Annotated in this window: 17 protein-coding genes; 11 read left to right on the top strand and 6 right to left on the bottom strand. The window is 45.2% G+C overall.

What is annotated here, in order from left to right:
• Positions 1–13: 13 nt before the first annotated feature.
• Together MHB82_RS25590 and MHB82_RS25585 are read right to left on the bottom strand one after the other, a co-directional pair.
• The gene (locus MHB82_RS25590; RefSeq protein ID WP_095361778.1) at positions 14–478 is read right to left on the bottom strand and encodes a hypothetical protein; all 465 of its coding nucleotides are present in this window, start codon (positions 476–478) and stop codon (positions 14–16) included.
• Between the two features lie 418 nt (positions 479–896).
• A complete protein-coding gene (locus MHB82_RS25585) occupies positions 897–1,061 on the bottom strand; it encodes a DUF1328 domain-containing protein (RefSeq protein ID WP_082704249.1) in 165 nt (54 codons plus the stop codon).
• 217 nt (positions 1,062–1,278) lie between these two features.
• On the opposite strand from MHB82_RS25585, the gene MHB82_RS25580 reads away from it, so the two are divergent.
• From MHB82_RS25580 to MHB82_RS25530, 11 genes are all read left to right on the top strand, one after another.
• Positions 1,279–1,791 carry a DUF948 domain-containing protein gene (locus MHB82_RS25580; RefSeq protein WP_341176159.1) on the top strand — a complete coding sequence of 171 codons (513 nt, stop codon included), beginning with the start codon at positions 1,279–1,281 and terminating at the stop codon, positions 1,789–1,791.
• A gap of 70 nt (positions 1,792–1,861) precedes the next feature.
• Positions 1,862–2,395 (top strand): hypothetical protein, encoded by a 534-nt coding sequence (locus MHB82_RS25575; RefSeq protein ID WP_341176158.1) that lies wholly within the window; start codon positions 1,862–1,864, stop codon positions 2,393–2,395.
• Positions 2,396–2,497: 102 nt separating this feature from the next.
• A complete protein-coding gene (locus tag MHB82_RS25570; RefSeq protein ID WP_095292442.1) occupies positions 2,498–2,842 on the top strand; it encodes a general stress protein in 345 nt (114 codons plus the stop codon).
• 334 nt (positions 2,843–3,176) lie between these two features.
• Positions 3,177–4,346 (top strand): PP2C family protein-serine/threonine phosphatase, encoded by a 1,170-nt coding sequence (locus tag MHB82_RS25565; protein ID WP_341176157.1) that lies wholly within the window; start codon positions 3,177–3,179, stop codon positions 4,344–4,346.
• The gene (locus tag MHB82_RS25560; RefSeq protein WP_341176156.1) at positions 4,343–8,062 is read left to right on the top strand and encodes a response regulator; all 3,720 of its coding nucleotides are present in this window, start codon (positions 4,343–4,345) and stop codon (positions 8,060–8,062) included. Before MHB82_RS25565 ends, MHB82_RS25560 begins: the two co-directional genes overlap by 4 nt.
• A 71-nt stretch (positions 8,063–8,133) precedes the next feature.
• Positions 8,134–9,006 (top strand): CheR family methyltransferase, encoded by an 873-nt coding sequence (locus MHB82_RS25555; protein WP_095361783.1) that lies wholly within the window; start codon positions 8,134–8,136, stop codon positions 9,004–9,006.
• 16 nt (positions 9,007–9,022) lie between these two features.
• The gene (locus MHB82_RS25550) at positions 9,023–10,696 is read left to right on the top strand and encodes a response regulator (RefSeq protein WP_095361784.1); all 1,674 of its coding nucleotides are present in this window, start codon (positions 9,023–9,025) and stop codon (positions 10,694–10,696) included.
• A gap of 86 nt (positions 10,697–10,782) precedes the next feature.
• The gene (locus MHB82_RS25545) at positions 10,783–11,121 is read left to right on the top strand and encodes an STAS domain-containing protein (RefSeq protein WP_095361785.1); all 339 of its coding nucleotides are present in this window, start codon (positions 10,783–10,785) and stop codon (positions 11,119–11,121) included.
• An 18-nt stretch (positions 11,122–11,139) separates the two neighbouring features.
• A complete protein-coding gene (gene rsbW, locus MHB82_RS25540; protein WP_095361786.1) occupies positions 11,140–11,592 on the top strand; it encodes an anti-sigma B factor RsbW in 453 nt (150 codons plus the stop codon).
• A complete protein-coding gene (locus tag MHB82_RS25535) occupies positions 11,589–12,362 on the top strand; it encodes a sigma-70 family RNA polymerase sigma factor (protein ID WP_095292462.1) in 774 nt (257 codons plus the stop codon). The genes rsbW and MHB82_RS25535 overlap by 4 nt, the downstream gene beginning before the upstream one ends.
• 134 nt (positions 12,363–12,496) lie before the next feature.
• A complete protein-coding gene (locus MHB82_RS25530) occupies positions 12,497–13,522 on the top strand; it encodes a magnesium transporter CorA family protein (RefSeq protein ID WP_341176697.1) in 1,026 nt (341 codons plus the stop codon).
• Positions 13,523–13,533: 11 nt separating this feature from the next.
• Here MHB82_RS25530 and MHB82_RS25525 read toward each other — a convergent pair whose 3' ends face one another.
• The 4 genes from MHB82_RS25525 to MHB82_RS25510 form a co-directional block, all read right to left on the bottom strand.
• A complete protein-coding gene (locus MHB82_RS25525) occupies positions 13,534–13,899 on the bottom strand; it encodes a DUF5665 domain-containing protein (RefSeq protein ID WP_095361788.1) in 366 nt (121 codons plus the stop codon).
• A 78-nt stretch (positions 13,900–13,977) separates the two neighbouring features.
• On the bottom strand, positions 13,978–14,385 hold the full coding sequence (locus MHB82_RS25520) for a YtxH domain-containing protein (protein ID WP_095361789.1): 408 nt from the start codon (positions 14,383–14,385) through the stop codon (positions 13,978–13,980).
• A gap of 63 nt (positions 14,386–14,448) precedes the next feature.
• The gene (locus tag MHB82_RS25515) at positions 14,449–14,706 is read right to left on the bottom strand and encodes a GlsB/YeaQ/YmgE family stress response membrane protein (RefSeq protein WP_095361790.1); all 258 of its coding nucleotides are present in this window, start codon (positions 14,704–14,706) and stop codon (positions 14,449–14,451) included.
• A gap of 128 nt (positions 14,707–14,834) precedes the next feature.
• Positions 14,835–15,530: a phosphatase PAP2 family protein gene (locus MHB82_RS25510; protein ID WP_341176155.1), complete on the bottom strand. Its 696-nt coding sequence runs from the start codon at positions 15,528–15,530 to the stop codon at positions 14,835–14,837.
• Positions 15,531–15,619 lie beyond the last annotated feature (89 nt).

The following is a 15,619-nucleotide window of genomic DNA, read 5'->3' as shown; positions in this document are numbered from 1 at the left end:
CGATTATACGATACTATTTAATGGCAACGTGGATCCACGCTTTGCCTTTCCAAGTGTATACTTGAACCCATTCGCCACCATCAAAACCGTCTACAACTTCACCAGTTGTATCGATTACTTGGGCACTCAGTGCACCGATTGGTTTACCGTTAGGTGCATCGTAGAACCAAGTGCGCTCCAGAAGATTAAGCAGCATGGTAGGTACAAGAACCTCATCACCTGGTTTTACAACAGGCTCGTCGAAGATTTTGTCATCATCCGTGCCATATGTTGCGCCAGTAACCGTTTCTGTTGTACCTTCAACGGTTTCAACAACCGGTTTGTTTACTTCAACAGCAGGTGTTGTTTCCACAGGTTTTGTTGCCTGGGTTCCTGTCTCCGGAGTTACTGTTCCAGTAACCGCTTCCTCAGCACCTGCAGCAGCAGCCATTGAACCCATCAAAGTCAAAGCAGCGGCAAAACTTACGATTTTTTTCATTGTTGTTTCCTCCTCGGGTTAGGTATGTAATTTGTTGTTCTGTGTTTAAAGTAACCAAGCGACCTCACTTGTGAATCAACATTTTAACAATATTTTCTTTTATTCTCCAGAGTCAACTGGAGCAATTGTGGGTATATGGGAAGCTTGTAAATATCAGACCACAGTGGGAGAAAACCGGGCTGGCTATGTAAAAAAAGTCCTGTTTGTGGATAAAAATCCGGTTTAAAGAGGAGTGCGGATGGAATAGAGAAGAAAGGAGTGTAATACATAATAATTAGATGGGGGGACCTTATGCCCTAGGACAATCGATTCAAAAAGGACAGACACGACAGACACATAACAAAAGCCTAACGGCTTTTGCAAGCACGCTAGGCTTCTGTATGTAATCTGATGAAGAGGTTATCCAAAGCAACCCGATTCATCGCATTCGGCTGCGTCCAGTGATCAGGGAGATGACGAACAATACAACAAAGATGAAGAAGAGGACTTTAGCAATGGAAGCGGCTGCCTCAACAATACCGAAAAATCCGAAAATCCCTGCTACAAGAGCAATAACTAGAAATAGTACAGACCATTTCAACATGAGTATTCATCCTTTCGTTTAGGAATATGGGGTCAGCGATGTTTATTCCGCTGCCGTGTGTAGTTGTTCTTTAACCTGGGGGGTTTTTAATGAAACATCCATCAATTTTCCAAAAACAGGGAATGGTAAAGTCCGTTCTAATTTTGTTTCGCGCCTGAAATGGTCGGGTAACTATAGCAATAACAAAACGATGTATATGAGAAAGCGAGGTTCTTCTATGATCTATCAAATTAGTGTTGCCTTGATTGCGGTAGCTTTTGCAGTATTGGTTTTCTTTTTGATTCGTACATTAAAATCGGCTCAGGGCTCACTGGACAACGTGTCCAAGACACTTCAGGAAGTTCAGAAAACGATTGATGAACTGAGTTATGAAGTGAAGCAGACGGTAAGACATGCCAACGATATTACGGCAGATGTGCAGCACAAGATGAAACAAATTGATCCGGTAATGGAATCGGTACAAAATCTGGGAGAGGTTTTGAATGAGGTGACCGAGGCGGCCAAACAGGTATCCACGACGATGATCGCCAAATTTCAAACCAAACGCAGCAATCAAGACCCGCAAAACAAACGAGCAGAGGTAGCCAAAGTACAGACAACGCCTGCAACACCTACGGATCGGACCCTTCAAAGTTATCAGGCTACATATAATGATACGGCAAAGGGTGGGAAAAACTGGGTGAAGTACATCGATCTGGCGGCTAATGTGTGGCAACGTATGCGTAAATAACATGACCGCTGTGTAATCCTGAATGTCTTTCAGAGCGGTGATGAACTGAACTTATGAAAGGGTGAGAATCATGATGAAACTACTGCTTGTTATGTTTAGCGTTATTTCTCCCTTTTCCGTTCAACCGGCGGCAGTACCTGCTGCTCAAGATATGCAATGGACGGTAGTGGAAGAACAAGTGCCAGAGGTTACTCTGGCTGCTGATCGATCCGGACCGGTTCGGCATTTTCAGACTCTGAATGGCATTTCCCTGGATGACAGCAAAGGTCATATTATATCTGAGAAGGGTCAGCCCCGTCACAAAAAGGCAGATCCATATCTGGGTTGTCCCGAATATGAGTTTGCTGACGTCAAGGTTGGACTCTGTGAGGATACCGGAGAGATCCAGTATATCCACATTGATGGAGCCGAGGAGCGGTTGAAACTCAACCAGCAGTGGATAGACATGAATGTCGAATCCATTCGCAAGGCTTTGGGTGAACCGTATGTGGTGGCTGAAGATGGAGAAGTATATCTGCGGGGTAATCAGGCCATTAAGGTTTATATCAAGCCTGGTTCCGAGCAGATTGATGGAATCGATCTTTTTGAGGATCATCTCCAGTAGAGGAGAAATGGTTTCTTATTAAAGAAGCGTTTCAAACCTATAGGGCAAGGTTATATATTAGAAGTAGCTCGAAAAGAAGATTATCAGAGGAGAGTGGAGACGATGAATTCAACCAATGCGCAAGCTTATGCAAAAGTGGTAGAAAACGGAGTTCAAGCGGTAGAAGCGGTGAAAGAGCTGCAGAATACCGGTTACCTTGCTGATCACATCTTCGTTCTGGCCCACGAGAAGGATCGTACGGATCGAATTGCCGATACAGCCGATGCCAAGGAAATAGGTATCAAGGAAGAAGGCGTATTCGACTCCATGGCGAATTTGTTCCGATCACGTGGTGATGAACTCCGGGCCAAAATAGTATCCATGGGCTTTACAGAAGCTGAGGCAGACTTTTACGAGAGTGAACTCGATAAAGGCAAAGTGCTTGTTATTGCCAAGAAGAAGGATTAATTGGTTCAAATGGTAACTGAAGCATCCTGAACAGGACGAGCTTCAGGTTCAAAAACATAGATAAGGAATGGGGATATCCCCATTCCTTATCTATGTTTTTGCGAGTTTGGAAGCGGGATCAGAACGCAGCAAAAACAGGGCGGCGAGCAGGTGTTTTTTCCTGTGGTGGTGCCATTTACTGATAGAAGTTTTTTGCTTTTACGATTATAGTTATAGTAGGAAATATTATGTCTACCGCTGTATTGATCGCGAAAAATGTATTTTTTGGGTTGTTACATGACTTGATAAAAATCGACAAACCCGGAACGGAACGCCACAGATAAGGGAGATAGAAATGAAAATACTTATTGTTGACGACAATCCGACGAATGTCATTATTATTCGAGAAATTCTGAAAAAAGAGAACTATCGTGACATTTTAACGGCAAGTTCAGCCATGGAAATGTTTGAAGTATTGGGGATAGGGGAGGAAAATAACGAATTTCGTCCCAGACCGTCGGATATTGACCTGATTTTGCTAGATATGATGATGCCGGAAATGGATGGGATCGAAGCTTGCGGTATTGTTCAAAAATTCGAAAATCTTAAGGATATTCCTATTATTATGGTTACAGCAATCGGCGACTCTAAGAAACTTGCCGAAGCATTGGATGCGGGAGCGTCAGATTATGTAACCAAACCGATTAACAAGGTGGAGCTGATGGCTCGAATTCGGCTGGCTCTCCGTTTGAAGCAGGAGAAGGACTGGCATAAGGAACGCGACCAACGCATTCAGGATGAGCTTAAGCTGGCTGCTATGGTGCAGAATGCAGTATTAAGTCCGGCAATTGAAGAGCCGTTGTTCTATGTGAATGCCATCTATAAACCTTCTTTTGAACTGGCAGGAGATCTCTACTCCTGGTATCCGCTTGGTGAAGGCCGCTATGGCGTATTGCTGCTGGATATGATGGGGCACGGTATTTCTTCTTCTTTATTTACCATGTTTATTGCTTCGGTATTGAAGGATACGGTTACGACGTACGTAGATCCCGAAAAGGTGATTCAGGAGCTAAACCGTCGCTTTAACCAGCTGCATCTGGAGAAGCAGCTGGTACAGTACTACTTTACAGCGATATACCTGGTGATAGATACCCGAATGAAGCGCATTGATTATGTCAACGCAGGGCATCCGCCGGCACTGTTTTTCCAGGAAGATGGAAGTGTAACGACATTTGATTCTGTATGTTGTCCGGTAGGTTTGTTCGACAAGATGGATATTGAACCACAGACCATCCACTATAAGGGTGACGGGCATATTGCACTTTATACCGATGGTCTGCTTGAGGCCGTTCAAGGAGATCAGGAAGAGCAACTGGACTTCCTCAAAGAACAACTGAAGGGCTCACATGAATGGAATGAAGCTCACATGCAGGCACTGTTCTTTGATGACGAGATTCCCCAAGAGCGAGATGATGATAAATGCTTGGTGTGGATTACATTAAATAAAGGGGCGAAAGCTGAATGAAGATCAGGAATAAACTGCTGATTGGCTTTACTGCTCTTATGGCCATTTTGCTTGTGCTTACGTTTGTGAGTTACGAGCGCATGAATAGTGCCAACGAACAGATCGATCAGATGTATCAGGATCGTTATCTAAAGGTTAGGAACACCTCATCTGTACGTGGAGAGGTCAATGATATAGGCAAACTGCTGACTAACTTGTTGCTTAACCCGAACAATTCGATTAGTGCCGTCGATGGACAACTCAAGGAAATGGAAGAACGGGGAGAAGGATACCTTAAGGAAGTACGTGAACGTGCAGATAGTGCAGGTGAACATCAATTGGTTGACCGTGTAGATGAAGCTTGGGAAGCGTATGGCACGTACTCATCAAGACAGCTGAGCCTCTTATCCCAAGGTCGCCTAGAAGATGCCAATAACTACCGTAATTCAACAGGGCTCGCTGTACAGCAGGAAGCTGTCGATAGTTTAAATGCACTCTCCCGTTTTCAGGATCAGGAGATTGATGCGGAAATCAAACAGGCGAACGAGGAATTCAACCGTGCTGTTCAGATCACCGTAGGCATCATGGTTGCTGGTCTTCTGCTTGCCCTTGGTGTGATCCTGTGGGTACTTCCAAGCATAACACGAGGGTTGAATACGGTGTCTATGATGATTACAAGCTTCGGCAAAGGTCGATATCGTACCATCAGACGTATTCAGGTCAAGTCCACGGACGAGATCGGGCAAATTGCCAGTGTTTTCAAAGATGTATCTGCTGATCTGGAAGAAAAACTGGAAATTGAGAAAGCTTATATGCAGGCACAACAGGATCAGAACTGGATGAGCTCCAACATAGCCAGAGTGCCTGAACTGCTGCGCGGCATTGGTTCAATTCGTCAGATATCGCAAATGTTTATCAGCGAGTTTACTCCGGTACTCGGAGCACAGCTCGGCGTGGCATACTTGATTGATGAAGAGAAACACCCCGATGAATTGAGACGATATGGGGCATACGCCTTTGAAGAGAATGAGGCCATTGGTAAGGAAGTATACCGTGTCGGTGAAGGGTTAATTGGCCAGGTGGCTCTTGATATGAAACCGATTATTCTTGAAAATACACCTGAAGATTATGTGCACATTGGTTCGGCTTCAGGTTCTACTCGTGCGACCAGCATCATGATTTATCCTGTCGTTTTTGAAGATGAACTCATTGGCGTTGTCGAATTGGCTTCTTTTGAAGGTTTTAATGATCTGCATAAACAGTTATTCTCTCAGCTCATCATGAACCTGGGGGTTATTCTCAATAACGTTCGCCGCCGTCTGCGCGTAGAGGAGCTGCTGCGTGAATCCCAGGCCCTCACAGAGGAACTTCAGGTGCAGTCGGAGGAACTGCAGACACAGCAGGAAGAACTGCGTCGTTCCAATGAAAATCTGGAAGAACAGACAGGAGCCCTGAAACGCTCCGAAGAACTGCTGCAGCGTCAGCAGGAAGAGCTTGAGCATTTTAATACCGAGCTGATTGCCAAGACTCGTGCACTTGAAGAGCAGGTTCGTGAAGTCGAAGAGAAAAATGACGAAATTGAGAAAACGAAAACGCAACTGGAACAGCAAGCTATGCAGCTGTCGATGACCAGCAAATACAAATCCGAATTCCTGGCCAATATGTCGCATGAACTTCGGACACCGCTCAACAGTCTACTGATCCTGTCACAATTATTGTCTGAGAACAAGGAAGGTAATCTGAGCAGCAAACAGCAGGAATACGCTCAGACAATCTACATGTCCGGTGCAGACTTACTTAAAATGATTGATGAAATTTTGGACCTTTCCAAAGTAGACGCAGGAAAAATGGATATCAATTATGAGACGGTTCGAATGGATGAGCTGACTGCTTTTGTGGAACAAAACTTTGGGCCCATGGCGAACAAAAAAGAATTGGATCTAAATATTGAATTCGACAGCAATCTCCCTGAATGGGTGTATACGGACAGCCATCGAGTGAAGCAAATCTTGCGCAACTTGCTGTCAAACGCCTTCAAATTTACCAACCGGGGATCCGTGAGCATTATTGGACGGAAGATGAAACCGGAAGAACTTCCGGGGTATCTGAACACCAATCAGGAATATATCGGATTTACCGTGAAGGATACAGGAATTGGAATACCTTCAGACAAAACAGATCTAATCTTTGAAGCCTTCCAGCAAGTCGATGGAACAACCAGTCGCAAATACGGCGGCACCGGACTGGGGTTATCCATTAGTCGTGAACTGGCACGTTTACTCGGTGGTGCGATTCACGTCGAGTCATCTGAAGGTGTGGGCAGCTCGTTTACGTTATACCTTCCAGACAATCATGACGAAGCGGCTCCGGAGGACGAAAGCGTTACCCAGGCTGCCGCATCTGCAGAGTATGATTCGTCGGCAAGGCAGTCCAGAGCTTTGCGTTCGAGCAGACAAACCGTGATTGCTCCTGACCCTGATAGCACATCCCTTATGAAAATGCCGGCAACCGAATCAGCTGTATCCGTACATGTAGAGGATGATCAGGAAAATCTAATCGAGGGTGACAAAATTCTGCTCATTATTGAGGATGACGTGAATTTCGCCCATATTTTGATGGATATGGCGAGAGGAAGAGGATTTAAGGCGATTGTGGCGACTCAAGGGGACAAGGGACTCGAAATGGCTCGTCAATATTTGCCGGATGCGATTATTCTCGACATTCAGCTTCCGGTCATGGATGGTTGGGCGATTCTGGGCGAACTGAAGAGCAGCTCGGCAACACGCCATATACCGGTTCATGTTATTTCCGTGATTGATGATATGAAGCAAGGATTGATGATGGGGGCCATTGCCTACCTGAAAAAACCATCCAGTAAGGATTCGCTGGATAAAGCCTTCTCGCATATCGAATCCTATACAGAGAACCAGTTGAAACGTTTGCTAATTGTGGAAGATGACGAAATACAGCGCAAAGCAATTATTGAACTCATCGGGCATGATGATGTTGCCATAACGGCTGTGTCTACAGGCAGCGAGGCTTTAACCGAGCTCCATAGCCAGCGGTACGATTGTATGGTGCTGGATCTGATGTTGACGGACATGACCGGATTCGAATTGCTTGACCAGATCAGGGATGATGAATATCTGAATGATCTTCCGATTATCATTTACACAGGCAAAGAGCTGGATAGCAAGGAAGAAATGAAGCTGCGCAAATATGCGGAGTCCATCATTATCAAAGACGTGAAATCACCTGAACGTCTGCTGGATGAGACAACCTTGTTCCTTCACCGGGTAGAAGCCAATCTGCCGGAAGACAAGCGCAGAATTCTGCAGAAGCTGCATAACAAGGAAACCTTGTTTGAAGGTAAGAAAATACTGCTCGTGGATGATGATATTCGAAATGTATTTGCCCTTTCGAGTGTGCTTGAAGGCTATCGAATGGATGTTACATTTGCTGAGAACGGGCGGGAAGCTCTTGAGATTTTGGATAAGAATCCGGATATCGACCTGGTGTTAATGGATATGATGATGCCGGAAATGGATGGATACGAGGCAATGACACGTATTCGGCAGATTCCGAGATTCGAGAAATTACCAATTATTGCACTGACAGCCAAAGCTATGAAAGATGATCGGGGCAAGTGTATTGAAGCTGGTGCATCCGATTATGTGAAGAAACCGATTCAAACAGATCAATTGTTATCATTAATGCGCGTGTGGTTGTATTCGTAACCCAATAGTTTGGGTAATGAACAACAATACAACGATTACGCAAGTAACAAATGAAGAAGTGGAGAGAATCTATGACACCGTGGGAACCTACCGAGGCTGATGAACAATCGGTCCGCATGCCGCAAGATGAAGAACGCGAATTGATTGAGATTGAGTTGTTATTGGAAGGTATGCACCGTCTATATGGATATGACTTTAGAAATTACGCATTGCCATCTTTGAGACGAAGAATCTGGCACTACGCACATTCGGAAGGTCTTAAAACGATATCTGGGCTTCAGGAAAAGGTTCTGCATGAGCGTTCAGCATTCGAACGATTTGTACAGAATCTGTCCATTCCGGTGACCGAAATGTTTCGTGATCCTGCGCTCTTCAAGACATTCCGTGAAAAGATCATACCTGTGTTAAGGACATATCCTTATATTCGGATTTGGCACGCAGGCTGCTCCACGGGTGAAGAAGTGTATTCCATGGCGATTATGCTGCATGAGGAAGGTTTGTATGACAAGGCACGGATCTATGCCACCGATATGAATGACCGCTCACTGCAGCAGGCCAAGGAAGGCGTATACGGTATTGAAAAGATGAAATTATACACCACAAACTATTTGGAGGCAGGGGGTACCAGAGCCTTCTCCGAATACTATACAGCGAAGTATAACTCCGTTATGTTTCATCCTTATCTGCGAAAAAACATTATTTTTGCAGAGCATAATCTGGCAACAGACCGGTCATTTAACGAATTTAACGTTATCTTTTGCCGCAACGTCATGATTTATTTCAATGATGAACTAAGGAATCATGTGCATGGACTATTTCATGAGAGCTTGAGCCATTTTGGCATTCTTGTTCTGGGATCCAAGGAATCGATCCATTTCACAGAATTCAGCGATGCTTACGAGCCGTTAGACCGGACGGAAAAAATATACCGGAAGATCAAATAGGGGGTTAGGGTTAGCCATGGGGCTCAATGAACCAATCCACATATTATTGGTAGATGACCGCCCCGAGAATCTGCTTGCTCTAGAAGCAGTTTTGGAATCGGAACAGTATAAACTCGTCAAGGCAACTTCTGGAGAAGAGGCACTTCGATGCTTGCTTAAAGACGAATTTGCGGTCATTGTGCTTGATGTGCAGATGCCTGGAATGGACGGAATTGAGACAGCGAAGTTAATTAAAGCGCGTGATAAATCAAAAGACGTTCCCATTATCTTTATCTCTGCCAACAGCAGGGAAGCAGAACATTTATTTGCCGGATATTCGGCAGGTGCCATCGATTACATGGTGAAGCCGTTTATCCCCCAAATTCTCAAATCGAAAATTGAGGGCTTTGTCGAAATGTTCATAACGAACAAACGGCTGAAAACTCAAACCATGCTGCTTCATCAGAAAACGCAGGAACTCGAGAAAATGAATCAGCAGCTGATTCAGGCAAAAGAGGAAGCGGAAATCGCAGCCAATGCCAAAACCGAATTTTTGGCGATGATGAGTCATGAGATCCGTACACCGATGAACGGTGTTATCGGGATGGTCGATTTGCTGATGGAGACGGAACTGAAGGATGAGCAGAAGGAATATATCGATATCGTGCGAAAGAGCGCGGATGCACTTGTCACAGTTATTAACGATATTCTTGATTTCACCAAGATGGAATCCGGGAAAATGGAGCTGGAGGAGCATCCGTTTGAACTCGTTACATGTATTAAAGAAGTATTGGGCTTGTTTGCTATGGAAGCAGGTAAAAAGAATCTGGAGCTGGACTATTTCCTCGAGGATTCCGTCCCTGCCTTGGTGTACGGCGATATGGCGAGACTGCGTCAGGTCCTGATGAATCTGATTGCCAATGCAATCAAGTTTACGGACCAGGGTGGAGTCTACCTGATCGTATCTGTTAACGAAGAAAAAGACGGTAGAATGACCTTGGAATTTGCAGTAAAGGATACAGGTATAGGAATATCCTCAGACAAAGTGGATCGCCTATTCCAGCCATTTTCTCAGTTGGATACATCGATGACACGCAAGTACGGTGGAACTGGCCTGGGACTTGCCATTTGCCGGACGTTAGTGGAAATGATGGGTGGCAGCATTCATCTGGATACGAGCGAGAAGCGTGGAGCTACCTTTGTCTTCACCATTCAGGTACAGCGCTATGTAGAGACGGAACTGATCATCGGGAATGGAGAAGAACAACCGGAGAATATGGAACGTTATGAAATGCAGCCTTCCGTATTGATTGTCGATGATCATCCCATTAATCAAAAGTTGATGGCGATTATGCTGAGCAAGCTGGGCTTCACATCAGATACCGCAGAAGATGGACAGAAGGCGCTGGATATGGTTCTAGAGAACCCAGGCTATGATTATATATTTATGGATTTGCAAATGCCGGTTATGGACGGATTGGAATGTACACGTAAAATTCGGGAAAGTCTTCCGAAGGAAAAGCAGCCTGTTGTACTGGCCATGACTGCCAATGTAATGGAGGGCATCCAGCAGCGCTGCCTTGCTGTCGGAATGGATGATTACATCAGTAAGCCCGTTAAGATGGGCAGTGTGAAACAAAAATTGTCGCGATTTCAGGAAGACCGCAAGGGCTTCAAACCAGCCTCCTCACCCATGAATCGAGCAAATTGAAATAATTGCTAATTATGATTTTGTTTCACCCGGGCGTAAGTTGGGTTATTAGGTAAGGAAACCATTGATCAGGAGAGAGATGTCTAATGAATACAAATAAAAATGAAAAATTCAATGCAAAGACCGAAACACAAAATGGCGTGTGCACGGTATATCTTACTGGCGAACTGGATTTGTCAGTAGCTCCTGAATTTCGTTTGGTCATGGAGCCACTTGTGGACAACAAGGAACAAGATTTGATTATTAACATGAAGGACCTGAAGTATATTGATAGCACAGGGATTGGAATCCTGTTATCTGTTCTGAAGGCTCGACATGGAATGGAAGCACGCTTCGAAGTACAAGAAGTTCCTGCGCAGATTCAGAAGCTTTTTGATATGACGGGTATTGCCAAATTCTTTGTCTCACAGAAGAATTCCCAATAGGAAAGGATCGAAAAAGGAATGAATGCAGAAGTTCAAAGAGTCACCCTTAACTTACCGGCGACAGCTGATTATGTGGATATTGTAAGATTGAATCTTTATGGTGTAGCGTCCAAAATGGGATTTTCTTATGAGGACATTGAGGACATGAAAGTTGCTGTATCCGAGGCTTGTAACAACTCTGTATTGTATGCCTACTCACACGAAGGCGGTATGGTTGAGGTCGTTTTTGAAGTGGACAACGAAACATTGGCTATTACAGTCAAGGACGAAGGTGCAAGCTTCGAAAACGTCAACCCGGCAGTATCACGCGCAGGCCTTCATGACACTGAGCTGACAGATGCCCAAATTGGTGGACTTGGATTCTATCTGATGCAAGCCCTGATGGATGATGTCAGTGTGGAAAGTGAGACGGGCAAAGGTACGAAAGTCGTACTCGTAAAACGTCTTGCAAGAAGTGAGGAGAAAGTATGAACGAAAAAGTGACTCCCCCAGAGTCCATGTCTGAATCCGTAGGTTTGATCTGGGAGTACCAGCAGACCAAGGATAACGAAATTGCAACAGTTCTTATCCGCAAATATGAACCGATGGTGAAGATGGCAGCAGGCAAGATTGCCCGGAATCGTCCGGATCTGTACGAAGATCTGTATCAGACTGGCCAGATGGCTCTGATTCGCCTTCTGCAGCAGTACGATATTAACCTGGGCATTCCGTTCGAACCTTATGCCATGAAAAGCATGATCGGTCATATGAAAAACTACCTTCGGGACAAATCCTGGTATATTCAGGTACCTCGACGAATCAAGGAAAAAGGTGCACTTGTTCAACATGCTATTGATGAATTAACGGTGAAGTTTGAACGCTCACCAAGTGTGGATGAGATTGCTGAATACCTTGACCTGACCCCAGAGGAAACCATCGAAGTTTTAGCTGGTCGGGAATGTTACCACTACGTCTCACTGGATTCTCCACTATCTCAGGATGAAAGTGCAGCAACGCTTGGTGAACTCATCAGTGCAGACGTAAACGACTTTGATTCGGTGGAGAAGCGGATGGACTTGCAGCAGGCATTGGGACAGTTGAAGGAACAGGAGCAGAAGGTGCTAATTTTGGCCTTCCAGGATGGTCAGTCTCAACGGGCGATAGCTCAGAAATTGGGTGTATCCCAGATGAGCGTTTCCCGAATTCAGAAGAGAGCTACTGAAAAACTGAAACAGATCATGTCTAATGCTTCAATGTTATGAGATGTGAATTCCTGATGTTGTTAAGTACGGCATAAAAAGGACACGTGATTCCACTGGAATACATGCGTGTCCTTTTTTGAAATTTGTTTTTGGATGGATGTGCTGTTTATTATGAATCCAGGAGTGGTGTTGTGATGGTGGATCGGGTCAAGCTGGTAGCCAGGCGCGACAAATTATCATTTTCGGAGCAGTGGGATTGGTGGGACTGGGTGGCGCCAGAAGATGAGGATATGGCCGAAGTGATGGAGGGACTTATTGAAGAGTTTCCAGAGATGCAATACTTCCTTCGTAAGATCCCGGAGGTGCATTCCAATTACCTGTCTGTACGATATCTAAACGGGACAGATCCGGTTATATTTGGTTCACTTCTATATGCAGTCAAAAATGAGAAAGAGAGTACACGCAAAGATAATCAGATGTTTTTCTATGTCGACCAAAAAAGTTTGGTAACGATTAATTTGGATGATAACACCAGAGGTATTATGAATACGGGAGAACGCTCGGCCATGCTGCACCAGTGTGACACTGCCCGTGATGGAATGTTTGTTCTGTTCCGGGCCATATTGCATTATTATCATGTGGGCATGGATCAGTTCGAGATGCATTTGCGTGAACTGGAACGGAAGATGGAATCACGTAATGCTCGTACATTGATGGACCAAATTCTTGAAGCGCGGTTTGAACTTTTGTATTGGAGCAACCTGTTTATCCCTTATTCTGAATTAATGGCTGCAGCACGGGAGGCCTATCTCGATGATATAGAGGACAGTCGTTTCTTCAAGCAGCTGCAGCACCGGATCGAGCGGATGGAGCGTCTCTTTCAGCACTATGAAAAAGAAATCGATACACTCATTTCTATAGATAATGCGACTTCCGGTGTTCGTGGTAACGAGATTATGAAGACATTAACCATCGTTACTTCGGTCTGTACGCCCGCAACGGCTGCCGGTGCAATCTGGGGGATGAACTTCGAGAACCTGCCTTTGATAGACAAGACATGGGGGGTTGTATTGGTCATCGCACTCATCCTCGCCAGCATGGCTAGCATGTATGTATGGATGATGATGAAAGGCTGGACCGGAGATCTGTTGAAGTTGAAGCCCACGCAGCGACCGGCTGATGACCCCGGGAAACGGGGCAATTCCGTGCGGAAGGGATGATGGCTCTTAGCCTAGCTCTTGTAATCGTCAATATATCCAAGCAGATCTGCAATGTATTGTCCCACAATCGGCATGTTTACAAATTGACTGAGTATAAGACCTAAGAGACCAAGGACAACAAAGGTCCCGAGGGTAAGTCCAAGTCCTCTCGCCATACCTGCAGTAAAATTGGTGATGATCCGTTTTTTGGGACTGGTGTAATTCTCGATAATATCCTTGATCTGTGCCTTTTCCAAACTGTCCGCAAGCTGATCCAGGCGTGTGTTCAGTTTTTTGACTTCATGGCGCAATTCAAAAGGATGCTCTGCCGTATCATACTGCTGCGATGGTTTGCTTCCAGTAACGGGGGTATTTCCGTTTAATGTGACTTTGCTCATGTGAGTCCTCCTCCTATTACAATGGATGAAAAATAGCCAGCTGAAACTCAGCTGGCTATTGACCATTCGCTCAAGCCCTTACAGGCTGGTCGAATTCAGCTCTTTTCGTGCATCTTCCTTTGCTTCCTCGGAAGCAGAAGCAACTTCGCTGGTTGCTTTAGTTGCTTCATCCGCTACATCTGCGGATGCTTTCCTTACCGATTCCATGACGTCGTTACGGCCTTGGTTCACCGTTTTTGCGATATCGGAAGTTTTGGTAGAAACAGTTTTAGCGAGTTCGGTAGCCTTGTCACTAACAACGGCTGCAACTTCCTTGGTGCGGTCGGTAACCATACCAACCTTCTCGGAAAGGTCGCCGCGAAGTTCGCGTCCTGGTTTAGGGGCGAAGAGTAATGCTGCTGCTGCTCCCAGCAAGCCACCGATGAAAATACCTTTTGCGAAAGTCGAACCGCTTTGTACAGGATATTGATCTTCTGCTTTATTCATGTCTAATCACTCCTTCTTCATAATAAAAAACATTTACGAAACAACGAACACCTTGTTGACCGATCAGGCAGCCTGTCTGAACAGCCTGGACGCAAGCCCCAGCAAAAAGACAAAGAGTGCTGTACCAATAATGGCAGGGATCACGGCAAAATTACCGATAACGGGTCCCCAATTACCAAGCAACAGGGCACCCAGCCAGGCTCCCACAAAACCGGCAACCATGGCTCCAATGATGCCTCCAGGCATATTGTGACCGGCAAGTGCATCTCCGATGAGGCCAATGATAACTGCCAAGATGATGCTGAGAATAATGCCCCACATAACAACCGCCTCCTTTACACTTGATGCAGGATGTTGTCTGTTCGCGTTTGCTTACTTCGTATATAAACGTCGTGCATCAAGCTGAAACAACTGAAGCAGATATGGGCATCCTGGAATTTGAAGGAATTTCAGATCATTCGTTTGATTGCACCAACCATGCACACAAGCCATGCCAGTCCCGCAACGAATCCAGCAAATACGTCTGTAGGATAGTGCACGCCGAGCATGATCCGGCTAATTCCGATGAGACCGATAAACCCTACACCGCACACAATAGGCAGCATAATGGAGGTGGACTGCGTTTGTCGTTCAATGGCCCAGATGACAAAAAACATGCCGTAAAATCCCATAGAAATCATGGCGTGACCGCTGGGGAAGCTATATCCATGAACCACCATTAAATGTTCAAGTTCAGGTCGGCTTCGACGAAAAATTTCCTTCAATCCTATGTTAAGCAGCCACATGACTGCAAAGCTGCCCAGAACTACATAGCCATAAATAGAGTATCGTGAATTACGGTGTATAAAGAAGAGGGCCGCTGCACAGACTGCGGCTAATGCCGAGATCTTGAAAGAACCAATGGCAGTAATGAAGGTAATGACAGGCAGAAGTGCAAGGCGAGATTCAGAATGGAGATAAAACCAATGTTGAATTCGATCGTCTAATTGAATAATAAAATGAGTCCCCAGCCATGCACCTAATATGGCCAGAACAATGACTAGAGCAGAACTAAACAGAAAGCCTACTCCACTCCAGACAAATAGGGAGCGCCAAGGTAAACGCGGAGAATTTCTGAACAAAGAGGAATTGCTTTCACGCAGCATAAATGATATCTCCTTCAAAATAGGATTGGTTAAACATTCCAGATTGCTATAGGCTTACCCGAATATCATGTCGAAAAAACTGAAAAAAC

This window comes from Paenibacillus sp. FSL K6-2862, assembly GCF_038005125.1.
Taxonomy (GTDB): Bacteria; Bacillota; Bacilli; order Paenibacillales; family Paenibacillaceae; genus Paenibacillus; species Paenibacillus illinoisensis_A.
This window is presented reverse-complemented; position numbering and strand designations above follow the sequence as displayed.

Coding starts and splice junctions, on each gene's coding strand:
- MHB82_RS25580 (WP_341176159.1), top strand. CDS start 1,279: ATGATCTATCAAATTAGTGTTGCCTTGATTGCGGTAGCTTTTGCAGTA.
- MHB82_RS25555 (WP_095361783.1), top strand. CDS start 8,134: ATGACACCGTGGGAACCTACCGAGGCTGATGAACAATCGGTCCGCATG.
- MHB82_RS25550 (WP_095361784.1), top strand. CDS start 9,023: ATGGGGCTCAATGAACCAATCCACATATTATTGGTAGATGACCGCCCC.
- MHB82_RS25530 (WP_341176697.1), top strand. CDS start 12,497: ATGGTGGATCGGGTCAAGCTGGTAGCCAGGCGCGACAAATTATCATTT.
- MHB82_RS25510 (WP_341176155.1), bottom strand. CDS start 15,530: ATGCTGCGTGAAAGCAATTCCTCTTTGTTCAGAAATTCTCCGCGTTTA.
- MHB82_RS25515 (WP_095361790.1), bottom strand. CDS start 14,706: ATGTGGGGCATTATTCTCAGCATCATCTTGGCAGTTATCATTGGCCTC.
- MHB82_RS25545 (WP_095361785.1), top strand. CDS start 10,783: ATGAATACAAATAAAAATGAAAAATTCAATGCAAAGACCGAAACACAA.
- MHB82_RS25565 (WP_341176157.1), top strand. CDS start 3,177: ATGAAAATACTTATTGTTGACGACAATCCGACGAATGTCATTATTATT.
- MHB82_RS25520 (WP_095361789.1), bottom strand. CDS start 14,385: ATGAATAAAGCAGAAGATCAATATCCTGTACAAAGCGGTTCGACTTTC.
- MHB82_RS25525 (WP_095361788.1), bottom strand. CDS start 13,899: ATGAGCAAAGTCACATTAAACGGAAATACCCCCGTTACTGGAAGCAAA.
- MHB82_RS25535 (WP_095292462.1), top strand. CDS start 11,589: ATGAACGAAAAAGTGACTCCCCCAGAGTCCATGTCTGAATCCGTAGGT.
- MHB82_RS25575 (WP_341176158.1), top strand. CDS start 1,862: ATGATGAAACTACTGCTTGTTATGTTTAGCGTTATTTCTCCCTTTTCC.
- MHB82_RS25560 (WP_341176156.1), top strand. CDS start 4,343: ATGAAGATCAGGAATAAACTGCTGATTGGCTTTACTGCTCTTATGGCC.
- rsbW (WP_095361786.1), top strand. CDS start 11,140: ATGAATGCAGAAGTTCAAAGAGTCACCCTTAACTTACCGGCGACAGCT.
- MHB82_RS25585 (WP_082704249.1), bottom strand. CDS start 1,061: ATGTTGAAATGGTCTGTACTATTTCTAGTTATTGCTCTTGTAGCAGGG.
- MHB82_RS25590 (WP_095361778.1), bottom strand. CDS start 478: ATGAAAAAAATCGTAAGTTTTGCCGCTGCTTTGACTTTGATGGGTTCA.
- MHB82_RS25570 (WP_095292442.1), top strand. CDS start 2,498: ATGAATTCAACCAATGCGCAAGCTTATGCAAAAGTGGTAGAAAACGGA.